The organism is Streptomyces flavofungini, from assembly GCF_030388665.1.
GTDB classification, from domain to species: Bacteria; Actinomycetota; Actinomycetes; order Streptomycetales; family Streptomycetaceae; genus Streptomyces; species Streptomyces flavofungini_A.
Window position 1 is genome coordinate 7,066,771 of the sequence record NZ_CP128846.1, and the last position, 21,116, is coordinate 7,087,886.

A 21,116-nucleotide genomic window follows, 5' to 3' on the forward strand; every position below is an offset into this window, starting at 1 on the left:
TCATGGACGGGCACTCCTTGGCGTACCGGGCGTTCTTCGCGCTGCCCGCCGAGAACTTCACGACGGCGACGGGCCAGCCGACGAACGCGATCTACGGCTTCGCTTCGATGCTGGCGAACACGCTGCGCGACGAGGCGCCCACGCACTTCGCGGTGGCCTTCGACGTCTCGCGCAAGACCTGGCGCTCCGAGGAGTTCACGGAGTACAAGGCGAACCGCTCCAAGACCCCCGACGAGTTCAAGGGCCAGGTCGAGCTGATCGGCGAGCTGCTCGACTCGATGAACGCCGTGCGGTTCGCCGTCGACGGGTTCGAGGCGGACGACGTCATCGCCACCCTCGCCACGCAGGCCGAGGCGGCCGGCTTCGAGGTCCTGATCGTCACCGGTGACCGTGACTCCTTCCAGCTGATCACCGACCACGTGACGGTGCTGTATCCCACCAAGGGCGTCTCGGAGCTGACCCGCTTCACGCCGGAGAAGGTCGAGGAGAAGTACGGCCTGACGCCCGCCCAGTACCCGGACTTCGCGGCACTGCGCGGCGACCCGTCGGACAATCTCCCGGGCATCCCCGGCGTCGGCGAGAAGACGGCCGCGAAGTGGATCAACCAGTTCGGTTCGTTCGCGGAGCTGGTCGAGCGCGCCGACGAGGTCAAGGGCAAGGCCGGGCAGAACTTCCGCGACCACCTGGACGCCGTGAAGCTCAACCGCCGTCTGACCGAGATGGTCCGCGACGTGGAGCTGCCCAAGGGCGTCGACGACCTGGCGCGCGCTCCGTACGACCGCAAGGCCCTCGCGATGGTCCTGGACACCCTGGAGATCCGCAACCCCTCCCTGCGGGAGCGCCTCCTCGCCGTCGACCCGGGCGCCGAGGAGGCCGAGGAGGCACCGGCCGCCGAGGGCATCGACCTGGACGGCTCGATGCTCGGCGCGGGCGAGCTCGGGCCCTGGCTCGCCGAGCACGGCAAGGCGGTCCTCGGCCTGGCCACGGTCGACAGCTGGCAGCTCGGCACCGGCTCGGTCACCGAGGTCGCGCTCGCCGCGGCCGGGGGAGCGGCCGCCTGGTTCGACCCGGCGCAGCTCGACGAGGCCGACGAGAACGCCTTCGCGACCTGGCTCGCCGCCGCGGACAAGCCCAAGGTCCTGAACAACGCCAAGGGCGTGATGCGGGTCTTCGCCGAGCACGGCTGGAGCGTCGCCGGCATCACCATGGACACCGCCCTCGCCGCGTATCTGGTCAAGCCCGGGCGTCGCTCCTTCGACCTGGACGCGCTGTCCCTGGAGTATCTGGGCCGCGAGCTGGTGCCCGCGGCGGCCGACGGGCAGCTCGCCTTCGGCACCGAGGACCTCGAGGACCCTGAGGGCGCCGAGGCCGAGGCGCTGATGGTGCGGGCCCGCACCATCCTCGACCTGGGCACGGCCTTCGGCGAGCGCCTCAAGGAGGTCAACGCCGCCGGTCTCCTCACGGACGTCGAGCTGCCCACGTCCACGCTCCTGGCCCGCCTGGAGCGGCACGGCATCGCGGCCGACCGGGCACATCTGGAGTCCATGGAGCAGCAGTTCGCGGGCGCCGTGCAGCAGGCCGTGAAGGAGGCGCACGCGGCCGCGGGCCACGAGTTCAACCTGGGCTCGCCCAAGCAGCTCCAGGAAGTCCTCTTCGGCGAGCTGGGCCTGCCCAAGACGAAGAAGACGAAGACGGGGTACACCACGGACGCCGACGCCCTCGCCTGGCTCGCCGCCCAGACGGACAACGAACTCCCCGTGATCATGCTCCGCCACCGCGAGCAGGCCAAGCTGCGCGTCACCGTCGAGGGCCTGGTCAAGTCCATCGCCGCGGACGGCCGCATCCACACGACGTACAACCAGACGGTGGCCGCCACCGGCCGCCTGTCGTCGACGGACCCGAACCTGCAGAACATCCCCGTGCGCACCGACGAGGGCCGGGCGATCCGCCGCGGCTTCGTCGTCGGCGAGGGCTTCGAGTCCCTGATGACCGCCGACTACAGCCAGATCGAACTGCGCGTCATGGCGCACCTGTCGGAGGACGAGGGCCTCATCGAGGCGTTCACCTCCGGCGAGGACCTGCACACCACCGTCGCCTCGCAGGTGTTCGGCGTGGAGCGCTCCGGCGTCGACGCGGAGATGCGTCGCAAGATCAAGGCCATGTCGTACGGCCTGGCGTACGGCCTCTCCGCCTTCGGCCTGTCCGGGCAGCTCGGCATCGAGGCGGGCGAGGCGCGCGCCCTGATGGACACCTACTTCGAGCGCTTCGGCGGGGTGCGCGACTATCTGCGCCGCGTCGTCGACGACGCCCGCGCGACGGGGTACACGGAGACGATGCTCGGGCGCCGCCGCTATCTCCCCGACCTCAACAGCGACAACCGGCAGCGGCGTGAGATGGCCGAGCGGATGGCGCTGAACGCGCCGATCCAGGGCACGGCCGCCGACATCGTCAAGATCGCCATGCTGAACGTGGACCGGGCGCTCAACGACGCGGCGCTGAGCTCGCGGATGCTGCTCCAGGTCCACGACGAAATCGTGCTCGAGATCGCTCCGGGGGAGCGGGCGGCCGTGGAGGAGCTGGTGCGGCGGGAGATGGCCGGAGCGGTTTCGCTGCGAGCGCCGTTGGATGTGTCGGTGGGTGTGGGGCCCGACTGGGAGTCGGCCGCGCACTAGCCTCCGGCCGGGTCTGTCTCGGGGGCCTCTGGGCGTGGGGCTTCTGGTTCCGTTGCACGGGGGCGCCCCCGGTCGCGCTGCGCGCTCGTCCTCAATCGCCGGACGGGCTTGATGCGGGTCGACCTTGGTCGTGCTGCGTGCTCGTCGTCGATCGCGGGGCGGGCTCGATTCGGGCTGCCCCGGTCGCGCTGCGCGCTCGTCCTCAATCGCCGGGCGGGTGCAACAGTCGGCCGGGCGGGCTGGAAATTCGTTGTGCAAGTCGCATCCGGGGGCAAAGGGTGCGGCCTGGAAAATCTCCCGGTGAACGAGAAGTGTCCTGAGCGGGACCGTGCGGGACCGGGACAGGGCTGTGACACGCCAAGCCGGGAAAATCGGTCACGAACGGGTGTCTGGGCTCTGGAAGTTGTCGTAGTGTCGCCTGAGTCGTTCCGTCAAGGGTGCGCGGATGCGCCGGGACGTCACGGGCCGGGTCGTCAAGGGGAGGGGTTCACGGACATGGCGGCGGTATTCGGCAGTCGGGTGCGCAGGACCGCGGTGACCACCGCGGTCGCCGCCGCCGCGGTGGCGGCGCTGGCAGCCTCGCAGGCTCCGGGCGTCACCAACGACCAGGCCCGGGACGACAGAGCGGGCGCCGCGGACAGCACGCCCTCGCCGGACGGCGACTCCGCCACCGGTGACTCGCCGTACTACACGGACCTGCCGCCGCTGAAGAGCCCCGTACCGCCGAGCTCCAAGCCCGGTGGCGGCGTGGCCATCGGCGACAAGGAAGCGGGCCTTCCGGCCACGGTCCTCGACGCGTACAAGAAGGCCGAAGCGGCCGTGCGCGAGTCCCGGCCCGGCTGCAACCTGCCCTGGCAACTGCTCGCCGCCATCGGCAAGGTCGAGTCCGGCCAGGCCCGCGGTGGCCGCGTCGACGCCGACGGCACGACCCTCACGCCCATCCTCGGCCCGGTCCTCGACGGCAACGGCTTCGCGAAGATCACCGACACCGACAAGGGCGCCTTCGACGGCGACACCACGCACGACCGTGCCGTCGGCCCGATGCAGTTCATCCCCTCGACGTGGGCGAACTGGCAGCAGGACGGCAACGGCGACGGCGAGAAGAACCCGAACAACATCTACGACGCCGCGCTCGGCGCCGCCCACTACCTGTGCGCGGGCGGCCGCGACCTCGCCGACAAGGACGACCTGCGCGCGGCGATCCTCAGCTACAACCGCTCCACGGAGTACCTGAACACGGTCCTGTCGTGGCTGGAGTACTACCGCAAGGGCACCCACGAGGTCCCCGACGGCAGCGGTGTCCTGCCCGACGACCGCAGCGACGAGAACCGCCCCTCGCCCGGCACGTCGAACCCGCCGCTGCGGCCCACGCCGCCGCCGAGCACCACCCCGCCGAAGCAGCTGCCCAAGCCCCAGGTGCCCGGCAAGACGCCCGGCGGGGACAAGCCCGGTACCCACCCCGGGACCCCGAAGCCGCCGGACAAGCCCGGCAAGCCCGGCAAGCCCGACAACCCCAAGCCCCCGAACCCGCCCAAGCCCTCGCCGTCCGAGCAGGTCAGCCGCCTGAAGAACGCGGGTGCCGCGGAGCTCACGGCGACCGCGGGCGATGCCTTCGCCGGGCGGGTCGCGGTCAAGGCGGAGAACCGCACCGGCCTCGGCGTGCCCAAGGTCAAGGTCCGGTTCACCATCTCCGGTGACACGGACACCCGGTTCGAGGGCGGCGCGCGCAGCGTCACCGTCACCACGACCGGCACCGGCACGGCCACGGCGCCCGTCATCGAGGCGGGCGAGCGGACCGGTGAGTTCACCGTCCGCGCCCGGGTCGTGGACCGCTCCCTGACCGCCGTCGAGGTGCCCGCGACCGTCACCGCCCGCAAGGCCGACAAGCTGGCGCGCACCAGCGACAAGGCGCTCGTCTGCGAGGCCGGCAAGGAGTTCGCCGACCAGGTGGAGGTCAAGGCGACGTACAAGGGCGAGAGCGCCGCGGGCGTCGCCGCCACCGCCACGATGGTCAAGTCGGCGCAGGACGGCACCGCCGCCGACAAGGGCCCCTACTTCAAGGGCGCGGACGACAAGCCCGTGCGCACCCTCAAGGGCCTCAAGACCGACGAGGACGGCAAGCTGCTGCTGCCGAAGATGTACGCCGACGACACCGCGGGGACGTACCTCCTGCGGATCGTCACCAACGGCGGCGCCACGCTCACCCTCGAACTGAAGGTGGCCTCGCCCACCGCGCCCGCCTCGCCCACCGCGCCCGCCGCGTCCGCCTCGCCCACGGCGTAGCCAGCCAGCCACCCGCCCGCGCCCCGGCGCGAGCAGCGCCGCCCGCACGCGGCACCCGACCGCCCCCGGCCCACGAGGCCGGGGGCGGTCGTCGTGTGCGCGACGTGTTCTCATCTGGCCTGTCCGTTGCTACGGTGCCCCCCGCCCTGACGCATAGTCAGTTACCGGTTCCAGCCGCCTCGGGAGGCCCGCATGCGTGCCCTCATCGCCGCCGCCACCGGCCTCGCCGTCGCCTTCGCCCTGGTCCTGACGATCACGGCCATCGGCGCCCCGGCCGGCGAGACCTCGCCCAAGCCGCTGCTCACCACCGTCCCCGAACATCCGTAGGGAGGGCCGAGATGCGCCGCAAGGCCAGCCTGGTCCTGCTCGCCGTCGCCGTGTTCTGCGCGGCCATGTCCCCGCTCGTGCGCTGGTACGCCTTCCCGCGCCTCGCCAAGGTCCCGCCGAGCCAGTACCAGGAGGCGGTCCTGGAGGCGAAGAACCCGACGCTCATCGACTACGGCACGATGAAGGCCAAGAAGGTCCCCAAGGTCACCATCGTGCAGACGCTCAAGGGCAACGTGGAGGCGTCGGAGAAGATCGAGAAGAGCGCCGACCGCGACGTCGTGGTCTGGGACGCCCTCTCCTACGTACAGGACTCCGAGGGCAAGATGGTCTCCAAGATCCCCGAGCGGTACATCTTCGACGCGCACAGCCAGGAACCGGTGCACGCCACCGGCGAGATGGTCGACGGCGACCCCGTCAAGCGCCAGGGCATCGAGTTCAAGTGGCCCTTCCTGACCGAGAAGCGGGACTACGAGTACTTCGACGCGCAGGCCCGCATCACCCGGCCCATCCACTACAAGGGCACCCAGGACTTCCGCGGCGTGAAGGTCTACTACTTCGAGCAGACCATCCCCTGGACCAAGGTCCCCTTCCCCAAGACGATGCCGGTCAAGGGCATCACACCGGAGTCACTCGCCAAGACCGGCACCACCCGCTGGTACACCACGGTCCGCAAGTTCTGGGTCGACCCGACCACCGGAGCACCCGTCTACGGCGAGGAGATCCAGCGCAACGAACTGCGCGGCGGCACCCTGCTCGGCGGCCGCGACAAGGTCACGGTCTTCGCCGGACACGTGAAGATGCGCGAGGACTACATCGCCCACACGGTCGACCTGGTCAAGTCCCAGCGCGTCCTGGTGCTCCTGATGACCGCCTACCTCCCCTGGGGCTTCCTGATCCTCGGCGCGCTGCTGCTCGCGCTGTCCCTCTGGCTGGAGGCCCGCAGCCGCAGGCCGGGCGACCCGGCGCCGTCGGCGGAAGCGGAGCCGCAGCCGCAGCCGGCCAGCGCCTGAGGCCGGGCCGGGGCGGCGGGCCGCCCCGGCTCACCCCCGCTGGGCGCGCTCCTGCCGGGCCTTGGTGTACCGCGTCGGCGCCGCCCCGGCCGGGTCCTCGGGCCACGGGTGCTTGGGGTAGCGCCCGCGCAGCTCGGCGCGGACCGCGCGGTAGCCGTCGCGCCAGAAGGAGGCCAGGTCGGCGGTGACGGCCGCCGGGCGCCCCGCGGGCGAGAGGAGATGGACGAGCAGCGGTACGCCCGCGACCCGCGGGGTGTCCTCCAGCCCGAACATCTCCTGCAGCTTCACGGCGAGGACGGGCTGCTCGGGGTCGGTGTAGTCGACCCGCACCCGTGACCCGCTCGGCACCTCCACCCGCTCCGGCGCGAGCCCGTCGAGCCGGACCGCCTCGCCCGTGGCCCACGGCAGCAGCCGCGTGAGGGCCTGCCCGGCGTCGATCCGGCCCAGGTCCGCGCGGCGCCCGGCCCGCCCCAGCTCCGGTTCGAGCCAGTCGTCGGCGCGCTCCAGGAGCGCCCCGTCCGACACGTCCGGCCAGGGCTCCCCGACGTGCCGCCGCAGGAACCGCAGCCGATCCCGCAGAGCGACGGCGTCCCGGCTCCACCGCAGCAGCCCGAGCCCCTCCCGCCGCAGCCCCGCAAGCAACGCGTCCCGTACGAGACCGGGGTCCGGCTCCCTGATCGGCCGCACCACGAGCTCCACCGCGCCGAGCCGCTCCACCCGCCGCGCCACGAGATCCCCGTCGGCCCACGCGACCTCGTCCCGCTCGGCGTACGTCGACGCGGCGGCACTCCGCGCGACCCCCTCGTCCACGACGGCCCCCAGCCGCACCCGTGCATGCCCCGCCCCCGCGGCCCGATCAGCCACGGCCACGGCGACCCAACGGGCCCCCGCGAGCCCCGACCCGCCCCCGACCTCGGCCCGGGTCCCCCCGACCATCAGGTACGTCCCGTCGTCTGTGCGGCGGGCGACGCGCTCGGGGAAGGCGAGGGCGGCGACGAGGCCGACGACGAGGTCGTCGGGGGCCTGGTGCCGGGGAGCGTCGGCGCTCGGTACCCGCGGTTCCGGGTCTCGGGCAGGTGGGCGGGAGATGCCCCGCGCCGGAGGCGCGGGCGCCGACGCGGCGTCGAGGCCGACGGTGCCGCCGGTGCGGGGCGTGGCGCGGGTCGGCGGAGCCCCGGCGCGACCGGGGTCGCCCGGTTCCGCGTGCTGGGCGGGCGCCGACGCGGCGGTGGCGTCCACGGTGCCCCCGGCGAGGGGCCCGGCGCCGCCGGAGGACGCGGCGGCCGACGCGAGGCGCCTCACCTCGCCCCGCCAGCGCGCGGCATAGGCGTCGGCGCCCCGCCGGGCGGCCCGCAGCCCAGCCGCCAGGTCGTCCCCGTACTCCCGGGGAGGCTCCTCGCTGAGCAGGGCGACGGCTTCCGCGGCCCGGTGCGCGCCGACCCGGGGCGCGGCGTCCAGGAGCGCACGGGCGAGCCGCGGATGCACCCCGGCCCGCGACAGCTGTACGCCCCGCTCGGTGACCCGCCCCGTCACCCCGTCCACCGCGCCGATCGCCACGAGCACGTCCCGCGCGGCGGCCATCGCCCCGGCGGGCGGCGCGTCGAGCAGCGCGAGCCCCGCCGCACCGGGGTCGCCCCAGACCGCGGCCTGGAGCGCGAACGCCGTCAGGTCGGCCACCTTGATCTCCGGCGAGGGGAACCGCGGCAGCCGCCCGTCCTCCGCCTCGGCCCAGCACCGGTACACCGTCCCCGGCGCCTCCCGCCCGGCCCGCCCCGCCCGCTGCCGCCCGGCCGCCTGCGAGGCCCGCACGGTGATGAGGGAGCCGAGCCCGCGGGCGTGGTCGACCCGCGGCTCCCTGGCGAGCCCGGAGTCGACGACGACCCGCACCCCGGGCACCGTCAGGGACGACTCGGCGACGGACGTGGCGAGGACGACGCGGCGCCGCTCCCCGCCCGCGAGGACCGCGTCCTGCACGGCGGCCGGAGCACGCCCGTGCACCTGAAGCACCTCGACGCCGCCCAGATCCCCCAACTGCCCGGCCACCCGGCCGATCTCGCCGACCCCGGGCAGGAAGCACAGCACGTCCCCGTCCCGCTCCCGCAGCGCGCGCCGCACCACCGACGCCGTGTGCGTGAGCAGCGCCGGATCCACGCTTCCCCAAGCTCTCGACTGCGCTCGAGCAGGGGAGACCCCACCCCTGTGCGGCGGCCGCACGGGCCGCGCGGGCGGCGCCCACACCACCTCCACGGGGTGCGCGGTGCCCGCCGCCTGAACCACGGGAGCGCCGCCGAGGACCCGCGCCCACCCCTCGGCGTCCGTCGTCGCCGACGCGGCCACGAGCCGCAGCTCGGGCCGCAGGGTCTCGCGCACATCGACCAGGAAGGCGGCGACGGTGTCCGCGTCCAGATGCCGCTCGTGGCACTCGTCGATCACGACGGCGTCGACCCCGCCGCCACCCGCGAGCTCCTGGTCCCGCTGCAGGCGCTGGAGCAGCACGCCGGTGGTGACGACCTCCACGCGCGTGTGCGGCCCCACCACGCGCTCGCCGCGCACCGTGTAGCCGACGCTCCGGCCGACCTTCTCGCCGAGCAGCCACGCCATCCGCCGCGCGGCGGCCCTGGCGGCGATGCGCCGCGGCTCGGCGACCACGACACGGCGCAGCGCACCGCCCCCTCCGGCACCGAGGCCGGGCACGAGACCCGCGAGCGCCAGCGGCACGAGCGTCGTCTTGCCCGTGCCGGGCGGCGCGCACAGCACGGCGCACCCCGGCCCCTCCAGGGCATCGCGCAGGGCGGGCAGCGCCTCGCGCACGGGCAGTCTCAGGGCGTCGTCACGGATCACGCCCCCAGTCTCGTACGCCACCACGCGCCGCCGGAACCGAGGCCCGAGCCGGGACCGGGGCCCGAGCCGGGACCGGGCCGAGGCCGGGGGACGGCCTCAGCCCTGCCTCCGTACCAAGGGCAACCTCAGTCCCGCTCGCACACGAAGATCGCCGTCCCGGGGATGAGGTTCCCGCGCAGCGGGGACCAGCCGCCCCACTCCTGGGTGTTCCACGTCGGCCACTCCGGCTCCACCAGGTCCACCAGACGGAACCCGCCCGCGACCACGTCCCGCACGCGGTCCCCGACCGTGCGGTGGTGCTCCACGTACACCGCGCGCCCCTGCTCGTCCTGCTCCACGTACGGAGTGCGGTCGAAGTAGGAGGCCGCCACCGAGAGACCCTCGGGCCCCGGCTCGTCCGGGAAGGCCCAGCGGATCGGGTGCGTGACGGAGAAGACGAACCGGCCGCCGGGACGAAGCACCCGGTGCACGTCCCGCAGGACCCGCACCGGGTCGGCGACGAACGGCAGTGCCCCGTACGCGGAGCAGGCGAGGTCGAAGGAGGCGTCCGCGAACGGCAGCGCGCCCGCGTCGGCCTCCACCAGCGGCACCCGGGCCCCGAAGCCCTCCTGGATGCGCAGCGCGTGCTGGAGCTGGCGGTGGGAGAGGTCGAGGGCGACCGGCCGGGCGCCCTGCGCGGCGAGCCAGCGCGAACACTGGGCCGCGCCCGCCCCGATCTCCAGGACGTCCTTGCCCTTCAGCTCCTCGGGCGGGCCGAGCAGCTCCGCCTCCACCTCGTCGAGCCCCTCGGGGCCCCACACGAATCGGTCGTCCCCGAGGAACGTGCCGTGCTCGATCTGGTAGTCGTCCGCGTTCCGGTCCCACCAGCCGCGATTCGCGCGGCTGCTCTCGGTGACGTCGGCGTCACGCCGGGTGGCTTCCGGTTCGGGTGCGTCGGGCTCTTGGATGATCCGCTCCATCGTCGTTACTGTGCCGTCTGGCGTCGTCGTTGCGGTGGCGTCCGGCGTCGGCGTGTGCGTCGCGCAGGGCGCGATGCGGCCGGTGTGGCCTCATGCGACACGTTTTGTGCCGGGTATGCGGCGATCCGCCCCGGGTGTGCGCCTTCGCGCATTGACCCTGTACGGCAGCCCCCGTATGCTACAAGTTGCGCTGCGAGCTTGCGTTCCTCAGACATAGCAGGTTGCGCTCGCGTCTGTTGTATGTCCCCTCGGTTGTCGAGGCGCTTTCCGTTTCCTTCGGGAATCCAGGAAGCGGCGTCTCCTAGGCTGTCCGGCTTCTGCAGAGCGAAACGGGCTCCGGCGTAAGCAGTACCTACGACTTCAATGTCCGTACCGGAGCCCTTTCCCACATGACGAGCAGCACCGAGACCACCGCCACCACCCCGCAGGTTGCGGTCAACGACATCGGTAACGAGGAAGCCTTCCTCGCCGCGATCGACGAGACGATCAAGTACTTCAACGACGGCGACATCGTCGACGGCGTCATCGTGAAGGTCGACCGGGACGAGGTCCTGCTCGACATCGGTTACAAGACCGAAGGCGTCATCCCGAGCCGCGAGCTCTCCATCAAGCACGACGTCGACCCGAACGAGGTCGTCGCCGTCGGTGACGAGATCGAGGCCCTTGTTCTCCAGAAGGAGGACAAGGAAGGCCGCCTGATCCTCTCGAAGAAGCGCGCCCAGTACGAGCGTGCCTGGGGCACCATCGAGAAGATCAAGGAAGAGGACGGGATCGTCACCGGTACCGTCATCGAGGTCGTCAAGGGTGGTCTCATCCTCGACATCGGCCTCCGCGGCTTCCTCCCGGCCTCCCTGGTCGAGATGCGCCGTGTCCGCGACCTTCAGCCCTACGTGGGCAAGGAGCTCGAGGCCAAGATCATCGAGCTGGACAAGAACCGCAACAACGTGGTCCTGTCCCGCCGTGCCTGGCTCGAGCAGACCCAGAGCGAGGTCCGCCAGACCTTCCTCACGACCCTGCAGAAGGGCCAGGTCCGCTCCGGCGTCGTCTCCTCGATCGTCAACTTCGGTGCGTTCGTGGACCTCGGCGGCGTCGACGGTCTCGTCCACGTCTCCGAGCTGTCCTGGAAGCACATCGACCACCCCTCCGAGGTTGTCGAGGTCGGCCAGGAAGTCACCGTCGAGGTCCTCGACGTGGACATGGACCGCGAGCGCGTCTCCCTGTCGCTCAAGGCGACCCAGGAAGACCCGTGGCAGCAGTTCGCCCGCACGCACCAGATCGGGCAGGTCGTTCCCGGTAAGGTCACCAAGCTCGTTCCGTTCGGTGCGTTCGTGCGCGTCGACGAGGGCATCGAGGGCCTGGTCCACATCTCCGAGCTGGCCGAGCGCCACGTGGAGATCCCGGAGCAGGTCGTCCAGGTCAACGACGAGATCTTCGTCAAGGTCATCGACATCGACCTCGAGCGTCGCCGGATCTCGCTGTCGCTGAAGCAGGCCAACGAGTCCTTCGGCGCCGACCCGTCGGCCGTCGAGTTCGACCCGACCCTGTACGGCATGGCCGCGTCCTACGACGACCAGGGCAACTACATCTACCCCGAGGGCTTCGACCCCGAGACCAACGACTGGCTCGAGGGCTTCGAGTCCCAGCGTGAGGCTTGGGAGGGCCAGTACGCCGAGGCGCAGCAGCGCTTCGAGCAGCACCAGGCCCAGGTCATCAAGTCCCGCGAGGCCGACGCCCAGGCGGCGGCCGAGGGTGGCAACGAGGCTCCGGCCGGTGCGGCTCCCGCCGCCTCCGGCGGTGGCTCCTACTCCTCCGAGGGCCCGGACAACTCCGGTGCGCTTGCTTCGGACGAGGCGCTTGCCGCTCTGCGCGAGAAGCTGGCCGGCGGTCAGAGCTGACCGCGCGCCGCTCTCCTAGGCGGTAGCTGAGCACGGTGGGCCCGCACCTTTTGGTGCGGGCCCACCGTGTTTTTCGCGCTCCGCGCGGGATCTGTTGTCTCTGCGGGTGTGTGGGGGCTGGGCGCGCAGTTCCCCGCGCCCCTTACGGGGCTCGGTGCCCCGGCGCCCCCTTGCGGGGCTCGGTGCCCCGGCGCCTCTTACGAGGCTTGGGGGCCGTGCGGCTCGTGGGCCCTCTTACGGCGTGACCGGGACGTTGGTCAGGCCCTTGCCGCCCTTTACCGTGTTGCTCGCGTGGACCGTTGTCCTGCAGCTTGAGCTGTTGTTCGTCACGTTGATCGCCAGTTGCCTGTCGCCGGAGGCGCCCGTCAGGTCGGACTTGTTGGCGCGGAAGACCGTGCCGCAGCCCCAGCCGGACCGCTGGGTGTGGGTCTCGAAGCCGTTGTTCGTGGTGTTCTTGCCGGTGTTGCCCTCGATGACGTAGTTGTTGCCCTTCACATCGACCCACGAGTCGTCGTAGTTGTTGCCGGTCAGGCCCCTGCCGTCGAAGGTGTTGCCGGAGACCCTGCCGTTCTTCGTACCCTCCTTGAGGTCGATCGCCTCGCCGCCGACGTCCGGGCCGATGACGTTGTTCAGGATCTGTACGTTGTCGCTCTTGTCGGAGAGGCCGCCCGCGCTGCCGACGTACACGCCCTCGCCCATGCCGCGGTTGTCGTTGCCCGTGTCGTAGATCTTCGAGTTCTTGATCACGCCGTCGGGGCTCGACTTGCGGAAGTGGACGCCCTCCATGTCCAGGCCGTGGACCGTCACGCCGTCCACCACGACCCCCCTCGCGGAGTCGATCATGATGCCCTTCTGGCCGCCGGTCACGGTGATGCCCTTGACGGTCCAGTACGAGGCGCCGTTCAGATGCAGCCCGTAGCCGCCGCCCGCGGTGAGCACGGCCTTCGACGAGCCGGTGAGCGTGATGCGGGAGCCGGAGCTCGCGGCGATCGAGGTCTTGAAGTTCCCCGAGTACGTGCCGTCGGCGAGGCGGATCGTGTCGCCCGGGCCCGCCGAGCCGAGCGCCGACTTCAGCTGGGCGGCCGTGGAGACCTCGATGGTGGCGGCCGGGCGGGGCGCCGGGGGCGTCGGCGTCGCGTACGCGGCCGCGGTGAGGGCGCCCGTGGCGGTGGCGGCGGCGAGCGCGGCGATGAGGAAGCGGGTGCGCATCGTGGGGTTGCCTTCCCGTGGGGGGAGGTGCTCGGACGGAGTGCGAGGCGAGTTCCCGTACATGAATTGCGGACTTCGATGTGAACTCCTTGTTGCTTCGTGACGGTAAGGGTGGGGCATGTTCGCGTCAAGGTCTGTGTCTGGAGGGGTGGGAACGAGGTGGCGGGGGCCGGGCGCGTCCTGAACTTGCTGTGATGTCCGGGGAGTTCAGGGATGCGAACCGCGTCGCCGGTCCGGTAGGAAACGGATCAGTCGCGGCTGTGAATGCGCGGTGTGGGGAATGCCCGCTCCGCGAGGCGCGTTCTGCTCAATGAACACGAGGAGGAGCGGTCACAGTGCTAGATCCGCAGGGTTTGTACGCGTGGGAGCCGAAGGGCCTCGCTGTTGTCGACATGGCGCTCGCCCAGGAGTCGGCAGGCCTGGTCATGCTCTACCACTTCGACGGATACATCGACGCGGGCGAGACCGGCGACCAGGTCGTCGAGCGGCTCGTGGACAGCCTTCCCGGGCAGGTCGTCGCGCGCTTCGACCACGACCGGCTCGTGGACTACCGCGCCCGGCGCCCGCTGCTCACGTTCCGGCGCGACCGCTGGAGCGACTACGAGGTGCCGACGCTGGACGTCCGGCTCCTCCAGGACGCCACCGGAGCGCCCTTCCTGCTGCTCTCCGGCCCCGAGCCGGACATCGAGTGGGAGCGCTTCGCCGCGGCCGTGAGGGAGATCGTCGAACGGCTCGGCGTGCGGCTCTCGGTGAACTTCCACGGCATCCCCATGGGCGTACCGCACACGCGTCCCGTGGGCCTCACCCCGCACGGCAACCGCACCGATCTGGTGCCCGGCCACGCCAGCCCCTTCGACGAGGCGCAGGTGCCGGGCAGCGCGGAGGCGCTGGTCGAGTACCGCCTCGCGGAAGCGGGCCACGACGTGCTCGGCGTCGCCGCGCACGTCCCGCACTACATCGCCCGCTCGACCTACCCGGACGCCGCCCTGACCGTCCTGGAAGCCATCACCGCCGCCACCGGCCTCGTGCTTCCCGGTGTCGCGCACGCGCTGCGCACGGAGGCGCACCGCACCCAGACCGAGATCGACCGGCAGGTCCAGGAGGGCGACGAGGAACTGGTCGCGCTGGTCCAGGGGCTTGAGCACCAGTACGACGCGGCGGCGGGCGCGAACGCGCGCGGCAACATGCTCGCCGAGCCCGTGGACATCCCGTCCGCGGACGAGATCGGGCGCGAGTTCGAGCGCTTCCTCGCCGAGCGCGAGGGCGACGGCTGACGGACGGGGGCCGGGGTTCCGGCAGACACGGGGAAGGCGGGCGCATAAGCTGCCGGGCATGCTGAAAGTGGGGCTGACCGGCGGGATCGGTGCCGGCAAGAGTGAAGTGTCACGGCTGCTCGTCGAACGGGGAGCCGTCCTCGTCGACGCCGACCGCATCGCCCGCGAGGTGGTGGCGCCGGGCACCGAGGGCCTGGCCGCGGTCGTCGAGACCTTCGGTCCTGAGATCCTCGCCGCCGACGGCTCGCTCGACCGTCCGAAGCTCGGCGCCATCGTCTTCGCCGACCCGGAGAAGCTGGCCGCGCTCAACGCGATCGTGCACCCCCTGGTGGGCGCCCGCTCCGCGGAACTGGAGCGCGCCGCAGCCGCGGCCGCCGACGACACGGTGGTCGTGCACGACGTGCCGCTGCTCGCCGAGAACGGCCTCGCGCCCCTGTACGACGTCGTGCTCGTCGTCGACGTCCGCCCCGAGACCCAGCTCGACCGCCTGGTGCGGCTGCGCGGCATGACCGAGGACGACGCCCGCGCCCGGATGACCGCCCAGGCGACCCGCGAGAAGCGGCTTGAGATCGCCGACCTCGTCATCGACAACGACGGGCCCCTGGAGCGGCTCGTGGCGCGCGTCGACGAGGTGTGGCGGGAGCTGCGGCAGCGGGCCCGGGCCGCGTAGCGCGCGACGGGGCCGGGAGAACGGCGAGAAGGGCGGGTCTTGTGGTCGTACTGGCGGCGTTCACCACCCTGGGCGGGTTCGTCGCGCTGCTCGCGGGCGCGTACGGGCTGCACCGCACCCGACAGCTCACCGAGGCCGGCGAGATCACGGAGGCGCTGGTCAAGGCGGTGCTGCAAGGGGCCGACCGGCCGACCTTGCAGTTCGAGACCACCGACGGGCGGGTCCTTGAGGTCGTCTCACCGGTGCCCGCCAACCGGCGGCGCCCCCTGCGCGCCGGGGAGCGCGTGCGCATCGCCTACGACGCCGACGACCCGCGCGAGGTCGTGCTCATCGGCCGGGAACGGCGCGGCCTCGACCGGGCGTTCGTGGCGGCGGGGGCGAGCCTGGTGATCGTGGGACTCGCGCTGGGAGTGACGGGCTGACCCGGGACGCGCCCGGACGTGGTGTCCCTTCCGGCCTCGGAATATGCCGGATCGGGTGGTGTGTTGACGCTGAGGAGTGAGGGAAGGAGTCCGGCGTGCCCGAAAGCAGCCCGGAAAGCCATGTCATCGACTTCCGCGCGGCCGAGCAACTGCTCGCCGCCCGGGATCCGCGGGGTGCGGTGAAGCTGCTCGACTCCGTCATCGCCGCGCACCCCGAGAACACCGCGGCGCGGCTCCTGCGCGCCCGCGCCTTCTTCGCCTCCGCCCAACTGCGCGCCGCCGAGCTGGAGTTCAGCATCGTCCTGGAACGCGAGCCGGACAACGCGTTCGCGCACTTCGCCCTCGCCCGCACCTACGAGCGCGCCGCCAAGCCCGACCAGGCCCGCCGCCACTTCCGGCTCGCCGCAGCGCTCGACCCGCAGCCGGAGTACCTGGCCGCGGCGCGGTTCGACGAGGACGCGGGCGGGGCCGGGGGAGCGGGCGGGGGCTGAGCCGCGCAGGCCGGGCCGCGGGGCTGCCGGGTCCCGGGCCGGGGCGGTGGGCTGTGTGCGGTGTCGGCGGTGTCAGGTCCTCGGCGGGTCGTACGGCGGTACGTCCCGGCCCGGCTGGTAGTGCGAGCCCTGACGGATGTGCCGTACGACCAGCGTCATGTCGACGACCACCACCAGCCACAGCACCCCGCACGCCACCGCCCACGCGGTGCGCCCGGCGAGCGCGAACGCCACCGTCCCCGCGGTCGCCCACACCAGGCCCCATACGCTGAACCAGAAGCGCATGCGCAGCGGACTGCGCGCGGTCACCGGTTCACTGCCTGTGCGCATGGACAACGTCATCTCCTCCTTCCAGGATCCACCCGGTACGGGGCGAACGGAAGGGCCGACCGAGGGGCAGGTGGAGCCGTGCTGGACGTACTGCGGGCCGAGGGCGAGCACGACGAGGCGCTCGCCGCCTGGCTGAAGGACCTCGACGACGCGGCCGCGCCCGTCGCCGACGTCGTCCTGCCGGAGGCCGACGAACTGCCCGACGTCCTCCTCGATCTCTCCGTGCCGCACGAGGACATCAACGCGCTGCTCGGCCTGCGGGCGCGGATCCTCGGTGACCCGGACGCGCGCCGGCTCCTCGAACGGTGCGTCGGCGCGCTCCTGCGGGACCTGGGCCGGCCCGGGACCGGTGTGCGGCTGCCCGTCCTGCCCGCCGGCCTCGGTGAGCTCGGCAGCTGCTTCCACGTCTTCGTCTTCGTCGCCGCGCTGCCCGCCGTGCGGGACTACCACCGGCGCCACGGCGTCCCCGCCGACATCTCCCGGCGCACCCTCGCCGACCTGGGACGGCACATGGCCGTTCACCGCAGGCGCCACGGCCGCCGGGGCGTGCCCGTGCCCGGCTGGCACGCGCTGCACTTCCGCGGTGAGCTCTACCAGTTGGGGCGGCTGCAGTTCCAGCGGTCCGTGCTCGGGGAGCGGATGGCGGCCGACGTCGCCGCCGCGGGGCTCGGGCTCGGCGTCGGCGATCCCTGTCTGAGCGTGCACATCCCCGACTTCCTCGGGCCGATGTCCGATGCCGCGTGCGAGCGGTCCGTGGAGCTGGCCCGGGAGTTCTTTCCCCGGCACTTTCCCGAGGAGCGGTACGACGTGGTCGTGTGCCACTCGTGGCTGCTCGACCCGCAGTTGAAGCGGTATCTGCCGAAGGCGGCCAACATCGTGCGGTTCCAGGAGCGGTTCCGGCTCGCGGAGACGTATGCCGGGCAGGAGCCCGACGACGGGTTGCCGGTGGGGTTCGTCTTCGGGGATCCGGGGCTCGACGTGGCGGGGTTGCCCCGGCGGACCCGGGTGGAGCGGGCCGTGGGGGATCACTTGCGGGGTGGGGGGCATTGGTACGAGGGGCACGGTTGGTTTCCGCTGGGGCGTCCCCAAGCCCGCCCCTTCCCGTGACCAGGGACGCTGCGCCCCCTGGCCCCCGCGTTCGCCGACGTCCCGCGCGGGTGGGACGGGCCGCCGCCGATCGGCCCGCGGCCTCGTCCTCGAACGCCGGACGGGCTAAGAATCCTCGCTCGCGTCCGAGGGCTTCGGCGTGGCCGAAAGGGCCGGGCCCGTGCGGGAGTTGAGGGCGCGCAGGCGGTCCATGTCGCGGCGGTCGCGCTTCGTGGGGCGGCCCGTGCCGCGGTCGCGGATGCCCGCGGGGGCGACGGCCTCGCGCGGGGGCGGGGGCGGGCTGTTGTCCACGTAGCACTCGACCGCCACGGGGGCGCCGACGCGCTTGCGGATGAGGCGCTTGACGATCACGACGCGCTCGCGGCCGCCGGTCTGGCGCAGGCGGACCTCGTCGCCCTCCTTCACGCCGTACGCGGGCTTCACGCGTTCGCCGTTGACCCGGACATGGCCGCCCTTGCAGGCCGCCGCGCCCGCCGAGCGGGTCTTGACCAGCCGCACGGACCAGATCCAGCTGTCGACGCGCACGGTGCCGCCGCCCGTACCCGGTGAAGTCTCCGAAGCCATGGGTCGACCTTAGTGCGGCATCGGTGCGGGCGGCCCGGCTGATCGGCGAGCCGTCCGGAATCCGCGACCCGCCGCACTCGATAATTCGGGCCATTCAGGATAAATCGCTGAATTCATCCGCCCTCAGATCGCAGAGGTGCCGCCCATGACGCCCGAAGAGCTCGCCAGCACGGTCGACGGACTGATGGACGGCCTGCGCGCCGACCTCGTCCGGCTCGCCGAGATCCCCTCCATCGCCTTCCCCGGGTTCCCGGACGGACCGGTCCAGGAAGCGCACGACCTGGTCGCCGAGCTGCTGCGCGACGCCGGTGTGCCGCACGTCGAGCGCCTCGACCTGCCGGACACCGCGCCGGTGGTCTACGGCGAGATCCCGCCCCCCGATCCCGGCGCCCCGACCGTGCTGCTCTACGGGCACTACGACGTCCAGCCGCCCGGCGACGAGAAGCTGTGGCGGTCGCCGCCGTTCGAGCCGACACCCATGGGCGGGGACGGGGACGGGCACGGCGACGGGCTGCGGGCGCGCGGCATCGCCGACGACAAGTCCAACGTCATCGCGCACATCGGGATGCTGCGGGCCTACGGCGGCCGGCCGCCCGTCGGCGTCAAGATCGTCATCGAGGGGCAGGAGGAGTACGGCAGCGCCTTCGACGGCTATCCGCCCACCGACCCCGACCGCTTCGCCTGCGACGCCATGGTCATCGCCGACCTCGGCAACCTCCGCCCCGGCACCCCCACCCTCACCACCGGCCTGCGCGGCGCCGCCGAGGTCGTCGTCGAGGTGCGCACCCTGGACGAGCCCCGGCACAGCGGCGAGTTCGGCGGCGCCGCGCCCGACGCGCTCCTCGTGCTGCTCAAGGCGCTCGCCACGCTGCACGACGTGCACGGGGACGTCGCCGTGGAGGGGCTGCGGCGGGAGGCGTGGGCCGGGACCTCGTACACGGAGGAGGAGTTCCGGGCACTCGCCGGGGTGCGCGAGGGGATGCCGCTCATCGGCAGCGGAGGGCTCGGGGAGCGGCTGTGGAGCGGGCCCGCGATCACCGTGATCGGCCTGGACGCGCCGGGCGTCGAGCACGCGGCGTCGGCGGTCGTGCCGTACGCCCGCGCCAAGCTGAACCTGCGCTTCCACCCCCGGCAGGACCCGGTGGAGGCGCGGGACCGGCTCGTCGACCACCTGCGCTCACTGCGCCCCTTCGGCGTCCCGCTGACCGTCACCCCCGGCGACACCGGCCCCGGCTACGAGGCCGAGACCGGCGGCCCCGCCTACCGCGCCGCGCTCACCGCCCTCAAGGAGGCCTGGGGCAAGGAGGCCGCGTACGTGGCGACCGGCGGGTCCATCCCGCTCGTCAACGGGCTCGCGCAGGCGGCACCCGGCGCCGAGGTCCTGCTGTTCGGCGCGCAGGACAGCATGTGCAACCTGCACGCGCCCAACGAGCGCGTGCTGCTCTCGGAGCTGCGCGACACGGTGGTCGCGATGGGCGCGTTCGTACGGGAGTACGCGGCCGCCGCGCACGGCAGTGACGGAGGCCGCGCGTGAGCACCACCACGACCGAGCCGGGCACCGAAGAGCCCGCGCCCAAGAGCCGGTTCACCTTCCCCAGCGCCCTCACGGTGCTCGCGATCGTCACCGTCGCCGTGTGGCTGCTCGCCTTCCTGGTGCCGCCGGGCGCCTACGACCGCAACGACAAGGGGGCGCCCGAACAGGGCAGTTACCACCGCGTCCCGGACGACCAGTCCTTCGTCGACCGCCTCAACGACCTCTTCCTCGCCCCCGTCAACGGCCTGTACGGCGTGCAGGACACCGAGTCGGGCCAGGTCGGCCCCGACCTCACCGGCGAGCTGTACGGCAGCGCGGGTGTCTTCCTCTTCGTCCTCGCCATCGGCGCGTTCATCACCGTCGTGTTCGCCACCGGCGCCCTCGACCGGGGCATCGGACGGCTCGCCCACCGGCTGCGCGAACGCGGCGCCATGCTCATCGCGGGCGTCATGGTGGTCTTCTCCGTCCTCGGCACCGTGGAGGGCTTCGCCGAGGAGACCCTCGGCTTCTACGGACTGATCGTGCCGCTGATGCTCGCCCTCGGCTACGACCGGATGACCGCCGTCGGCACGATCATCCTCGGCGCGGGCGTCGGCGTCCTCTGCTCGACCGTCAACCCCTTCGCCACCGGCGTCGCCTCGTCGGCGGCGGACATCTCGCTCGGCGACGGCATCGTCCTGCGCTTCGCGATGTGGCTGGTGCTCACGGGCGTCACGGTCGCCTACGTCATCCGCTACGCCCGGCGCGTACAGCGGGACCCCGAGCGGTCCCTGAGCGGGTTCCTGCCGGGCGACCGGGACGGTGCCGCCGCCGAGCGGTCGGGGGAGGTGCCCGAGCTGACGGGGCTGCACAAGGCCATCCTGGTCGTGGTCGCCCTGGTCTTCGCCTTCATGATCTTCTCGGTGGTGCCGTGGTCCAGCGCGCTCACGGGCGACGCGGACGCGGAGCCGTACGGCTTCGAACTCGGCTGGTCCTTCCCGCAGTTGGCCGCCCTGTTCCTGTGCGCGGCGGTCCTCGTGGGCCTGGTCGCGCGGATGGGCGAGCAGAAGCTCAGCGCCACCGTCGTCCAAGGGGCGGCGGACTTCATCTCGCCCGCCCTGGTCATCGTCCTCGCGCGCGGCGTCACGGTGATCATGAACAACTCGCGGATCACGGACACCGTGCTGCACTCGATCGAGGGGGTGGTGAAGGGAACCTCGTCGGGCGTGTTCGCGGTGATCGTGTTCCTGGTCAACCTGCCGCTCGCCTTCCTCATCCCCTCCACCTCCGGACACGCCACCCTCGCCATGCCGATCCTCGCGCCCCTCGCCGACTTCGCGGGCGTCTCGCGGTCCGTGGTCGTCACCGCCTGGGCGGCCGCCAGCGGCTGGATGAACCTGTGGGTGCCGACGACCGCCGTCACCATCGGCGGGGTCGCGCTCGCCAAGGTCGGCTACGACAAGTACCTGCGGTTCGTATGGCCGCTGCTCGCCCTTCTGTTCGTGCTGATCTGTGGCTTCGTGGCCGTGGGCGCGGCGGTGACCTGAGG

17 protein-coding genes are annotated in these 21,116 nt (G+C 72.5%); 12 read left to right on the top strand and 5 right to left on the bottom strand.

What is annotated here, in order from left to right; translation table 11 throughout:
• The first annotated feature begins 2 nt into the window (after positions 1-2).
• The 4 genes from polA (at position 3) to QUY26_RS30245 (ending at position 6,292) form a co-directional block, all read left to right on the top strand.
• Positions 3-2,672, top strand: a complete 2,670-nt coding sequence (gene polA / locus QUY26_RS30230) for a DNA polymerase I (protein WP_289956175.1) — start codon at positions 3-5, stop codon at positions 2,670-2,672.
• A gap of 495 nt (positions 2,673-3,167) precedes the next feature.
• Positions 3,168-4,955, top strand: coding sequence for a lytic transglycosylase domain-containing protein (locus QUY26_RS30235; RefSeq protein ID WP_289952138.1), 1,788 nt, complete (start codon positions 3,168-3,170; stop codon positions 4,953-4,955).
• A gap of 192 nt (positions 4,956-5,147) precedes the next feature.
• Entirely contained in the window at positions 5,148-5,282 is a 135-nt protein-coding gene (locus QUY26_RS30240; RefSeq protein ID WP_289952140.1) for an SPW_0924 family protein, read from the top strand.
• An 11-nt stretch (positions 5,283-5,293) separates the two neighbouring features.
• Positions 5,294-6,292, top strand: coding sequence for a DUF3068 domain-containing protein (locus QUY26_RS30245; RefSeq protein ID WP_289952142.1), 999 nt, complete (start codon positions 5,294-5,296; stop codon positions 6,290-6,292).
• Positions 6,293-6,322: 30 nt separating this feature from the next.
• On the opposite strand, the gene QUY26_RS30250 is transcribed toward QUY26_RS30245, so the two are convergent.
• On the bottom strand, positions 6,323-9,133 hold the full coding sequence (locus QUY26_RS30250) for an ATP-dependent RNA helicase (protein ID WP_289952144.1): 2,811 nt from the start codon (positions 9,131-9,133) through the stop codon (positions 6,323-6,325).
• Positions 9,134-9,258: 125 nt separating this feature from the next.
• Positions 9,259-10,092, bottom strand: coding sequence for a class I SAM-dependent methyltransferase (locus tag QUY26_RS30255; RefSeq protein WP_289952146.1), 834 nt, complete (start codon positions 10,090-10,092; stop codon positions 9,259-9,261).
• Positions 10,093-10,481: 389 nt separating this feature from the next.
• On the opposite strand from QUY26_RS30255, the gene rpsA reads away from it, so the two are divergent.
• A complete protein-coding gene (rpsA, locus tag QUY26_RS30260; RefSeq protein WP_289952149.1) occupies positions 10,482-11,987 on the top strand; it encodes a 30S ribosomal protein S1 in 1,506 nt (501 codons plus the stop codon).
• Between the two features lie 234 nt (positions 11,988-12,221).
• Here rpsA and QUY26_RS30265 read toward each other — a convergent pair whose 3' ends face one another.
• Positions 12,222-13,196: a NosD domain-containing protein gene (locus QUY26_RS30265; protein ID WP_289952151.1), complete on the bottom strand. Its 975-nt coding sequence runs from the start codon at positions 13,194-13,196 to the stop codon at positions 12,222-12,224.
• A 335-nt stretch (positions 13,197-13,531) separates the two neighbouring features.
• Between QUY26_RS30265 and QUY26_RS30270 the strand changes: the two genes are divergently transcribed.
• From QUY26_RS30270 to QUY26_RS30285, 4 genes are all read left to right on the top strand, one after another.
• A complete protein-coding gene (locus QUY26_RS30270; RefSeq protein WP_289952152.1) occupies positions 13,532-14,470 on the top strand; it encodes a PAC2 family protein in 939 nt (312 codons plus the stop codon).
• Between the two features lie 58 nt (positions 14,471-14,528).
• The gene (gene coaE / locus QUY26_RS30275; RefSeq protein WP_289952154.1) at positions 14,529-15,140 is read left to right on the top strand and encodes a dephospho-CoA kinase; all 612 of its coding nucleotides are present in this window, start codon (positions 14,529-14,531) and stop codon (positions 15,138-15,140) included.
• Between the two features lie 41 nt (positions 15,141-15,181).
• Entirely contained in the window at positions 15,182-15,562 is a 381-nt protein-coding gene (locus QUY26_RS30280; RefSeq protein WP_289952156.1) for a DUF3592 domain-containing protein, read from the top strand.
• A gap of 95 nt (positions 15,563-15,657) precedes the next feature.
• Positions 15,658-16,053, top strand: a complete 396-nt coding sequence (locus QUY26_RS30285; protein ID WP_289952158.1) for a tetratricopeptide repeat protein — start codon at positions 15,658-15,660, stop codon at positions 16,051-16,053.
• Positions 16,054-16,125: 72 nt separating this feature from the next.
• On the opposite strand, the gene QUY26_RS30290 is transcribed toward QUY26_RS30285, so the two are convergent.
• The gene (locus tag QUY26_RS30290; protein ID WP_289952160.1) at positions 16,126-16,383 is read right to left on the bottom strand and encodes a DUF6343 family protein; all 258 of its coding nucleotides are present in this window, start codon (positions 16,381-16,383) and stop codon (positions 16,126-16,128) included.
• A 78-nt stretch (positions 16,384-16,461) separates the two neighbouring features.
• On the opposite strand from QUY26_RS30290, the gene QUY26_RS30295 reads away from it, so the two are divergent.
• Positions 16,462-17,490, top strand: coding sequence for an acyltransferase domain-containing protein (locus tag QUY26_RS30295; RefSeq protein ID WP_289952162.1), 1,029 nt, complete (start codon positions 16,462-16,464; stop codon positions 17,488-17,490).
• A 105-nt stretch (positions 17,491-17,595) separates the two neighbouring features.
• Here the strand turns inward: QUY26_RS30295 and QUY26_RS30300 are convergent, their stop codons facing one another.
• Positions 17,596-18,054, bottom strand: coding sequence for an RNA-binding S4 domain-containing protein (locus QUY26_RS30300; RefSeq protein WP_289952164.1), 459 nt, complete (start codon positions 18,052-18,054; stop codon positions 17,596-17,598).
• Between the two features lie 145 nt (positions 18,055-18,199).
• On the opposite strand from QUY26_RS30300, the gene QUY26_RS30305 reads away from it, so the two are divergent.
• Complete coding sequence (locus QUY26_RS30305) at positions 18,200-19,588, top strand: M20/M25/M40 family metallo-hydrolase (protein ID WP_289952165.1); 1,389 nt, start codon at positions 18,200-18,202, stop codon at positions 19,586-19,588.
• Positions 19,585-21,114, top strand: coding sequence for a YfcC family protein (locus tag QUY26_RS30310; protein ID WP_289952167.1), 1,530 nt, complete (start codon positions 19,585-19,587; stop codon positions 21,112-21,114). The genes QUY26_RS30305 and QUY26_RS30310 overlap by 4 nt, the downstream gene beginning before the upstream one ends.
• Positions 21,115-21,116: the final 2 nt, after the last annotated feature.

Coding starts and splice junctions, on each gene's coding strand:
- QUY26_RS30290 (WP_289952160.1), bottom strand. CDS start 16,383: ATGCGCACAGGCAGTGAACCGGTGACCGCGCGCAGTCCGCTGCGCATG.
- coaE (WP_289952154.1), top strand. CDS start 14,529: ATGCTGAAAGTGGGGCTGACCGGCGGGATCGGTGCCGGCAAGAGTGAA.
- QUY26_RS30300 (WP_289952164.1), bottom strand. CDS start 18,054: ATGGCTTCGGAGACTTCACCGGGTACGGGCGGCGGCACCGTGCGCGTC.
- rpsA (WP_289952149.1), top strand. CDS start 10,482: ATGACGAGCAGCACCGAGACCACCGCCACCACCCCGCAGGTTGCGGTC.
- QUY26_RS30235 (WP_289952138.1), top strand. CDS start 3,168: ATGGCGGCGGTATTCGGCAGTCGGGTGCGCAGGACCGCGGTGACCACC.
- polA (WP_289956175.1), top strand. CDS start 3: ATGGACGGGCACTCCTTGGCGTACCGGGCGTTCTTCGCGCTGCCCGCC.
- QUY26_RS30305 (WP_289952165.1), top strand. CDS start 18,200: ATGACGCCCGAAGAGCTCGCCAGCACGGTCGACGGACTGATGGACGGC.
- QUY26_RS30245 (WP_289952142.1), top strand. CDS start 5,294: ATGCGCCGCAAGGCCAGCCTGGTCCTGCTCGCCGTCGCCGTGTTCTGC.
- QUY26_RS30240 (WP_289952140.1), top strand. CDS start 5,148: ATGCGTGCCCTCATCGCCGCCGCCACCGGCCTCGCCGTCGCCTTCGCC.
- QUY26_RS30265 (WP_289952151.1), bottom strand. CDS start 13,196: ATGCGCACCCGCTTCCTCATCGCCGCGCTCGCCGCCGCCACCGCCACG.
- QUY26_RS30255 (WP_289952146.1), bottom strand. CDS start 10,092: ATGGAGCGGATCATCCAAGAGCCCGACGCACCCGAACCGGAAGCCACC.